The organism is Microbispora sp. CL1-1 (assembly GCF_012034195.1).
Taxonomy (GTDB): domain Bacteria; phylum Actinomycetota; class Actinomycetes; order Streptosporangiales; family Streptosporangiaceae; genus Microbispora.
In genome coordinates, this window is record NZ_JAATEK010000179.1 from 1 (window position 1) to 582 (window position 582).

Consider the following 582-nt stretch of genomic DNA (forward strand, 5'->3'; position numbering starts at 1 on the left):
TGGTCCATGAACTGCGACAGCTGCGAGGTGCCGAAGAACTCCTTGATCGACGCCACGACCGGGCGGATGTTGATCAGGGTCTGCGGCGTGATCGCCTCGACGTCCTGCGTGGTCATGCGCTCGCGGACGACGCGCTCCATGCGGGCCAGGCCCAGGCGGACCTGGTTCTGGATGAGCTCGCCCACCGTGCGCAGACGACGGTTGCCGAAGTGGTCGATGTCGTCGGTCTCCACGGAGACCTCGCCGCCGGCGACCGGCATCGACTCCTCGCCCGCGTGCAGGCGTACGAGGTATTCGATGGTGGCGACGATGTCCTCGTCGGTCAGCGTGCCCTGGGTGATGTCGGCCTGGACGCCCAGCTTCTTGTTGATCTTGTAACGGCCGACCTTGGCGAGGTCGTAGCGCTTCGGGTTGAAGTACAGGTTCTCCAGCAGCGCCTGCGCCGACTCCCTGGTCGGGGGCTCGCCCGGACGCAGCTTGCGGTAGATGTCGAGCAGCGCGTCGTCCTGGCCGGAGGTGTGGTCCTTCTCCAGGGTCGCCCGCATCGACTCGTACTGACCGAAACGCTCCAGAATCTGGTCG

The 582-nt window shown here is 66.0% G+C and carries 1 pseudogene; it reads right to left on the reverse strand.

From position 1 onward, the window contains the following. Nucleotides 1-582, reverse strand: a pseudogene (locus HCK04_RS40510) (DNA-directed RNA polymerase subunit beta); the annotation flags it as partial.